The organism is Streptomyces sp. SID4985 (genome assembly GCF_009863025.1).
Lineage (GTDB): Bacteria > Actinomycetota > Actinomycetes > Streptomycetales > Streptomycetaceae > Streptomyces.
In genome coordinates this window covers 1-960 of sequence record NZ_WWIR01000295.1, presented here as the reverse complement: position 1 = coordinate 960, position 960 = coordinate 1, and the positions used below count along the sequence as shown (strand labels likewise).

The 960-nt window shown below is 76.5% G+C and carries 2 protein-coding genes; one reads left to right on the top strand and one right to left on the bottom strand.

Annotation, left to right across the window (positions count from 1 at the left end; all coding sequences use genetic code 11):
- The coding region (locus GTW40_RS11995) for a hypothetical protein (protein WP_237525465.1) at positions 1–591 on the top strand (591 nt) is incomplete at its 5' end.
- 61 nt (positions 592–652) lie between these two features.
- Here the strand turns inward: GTW40_RS11995 and GTW40_RS11990 are convergent.
- The coding region (locus tag GTW40_RS11990) for a hypothetical protein (RefSeq protein ID WP_161180154.1) at positions 653–960 on the bottom strand (308 nt) is incomplete at its 5' end.

The window sequence follows — 960 nt, the reverse complement described above, 5'->3', positions numbered from 1 at the left end:
CGCGGCCCCGGCCGCACGTCCGTGTCGCCGTGGAGATGGGTGCCCGAGACCCTCCTCGGCACCGCCGCCTGGTACCCCCTGCTGGTCTCCTGCGGCGCCGTCCTCGACGACCACTTCCACCTGGGGCACTGGCGCTTCCTCGTGTTCGGCACGATCGGCATCCTGTCCCTCGCCCGGATCGGCTGGGTCGTGACCGACCGCTCCGCGCTCTGCGGTCCGGTGCTGCGGGCAGCGCGTGCGGATGCCGGGAAGGACGCGTGGCAGCCCATGCGCTACGTCCGCCTGAGCCGGGAACCCCGCGAGATGACGCTCGTCCTGTTCCGGCCGGAGGGCGGGGACGTGACGGCGCCCCGGTTCCTCCAGCCGATATCCCCGTCCCGGGGCACCGGGCGCCGTACCGTCGGCGGCCCCGCTCCGGTCGGCGAGGCCCTGGTGCGCGACACCGGTGCGGGACCGCTGATCTGCGAGATCGACGGCGTCCGCTACCTCCCCAGCCGCCGCGCCACCGAAGCCGCGGCCGACCCCGCGCTCACCCGCGTCGAACTGCGCCACCTCGCCGAGAGCCACCTCCGGCCGGTCGGCCGGACCTAGGGCCTGTCCACCCGGCCCCGGCCGACCCGGCACCGGCGTCGGCGAGCCCCCCGCCCCCGTCTCACCGCCCCCCGATCGCCTCCCGGCACAGCACCCCCAGCGACCCGTCCCCCTCGTAGGCCCGGCGCGCCTCGTCCATCGGGGTCCACAGGCGGCCGTCGGGGGTGCGGAGGCAGGGGTCGGGGTCGGTGAGCCACCACTCGGCGCCGGTGCGGCGGACGATGACCTCACCGGCGTAGGCGCCGAAGCCGCGCAGGACACGGCGGACGGCCTCGTACGGAGGGCCGTCGCGGCGTATCTCGTCGATCACGCGGTCGACGCGCCACAGGCTGCGCGCGGTGTAGTCGAGCCGCAGCCGGGCGCCCTCGC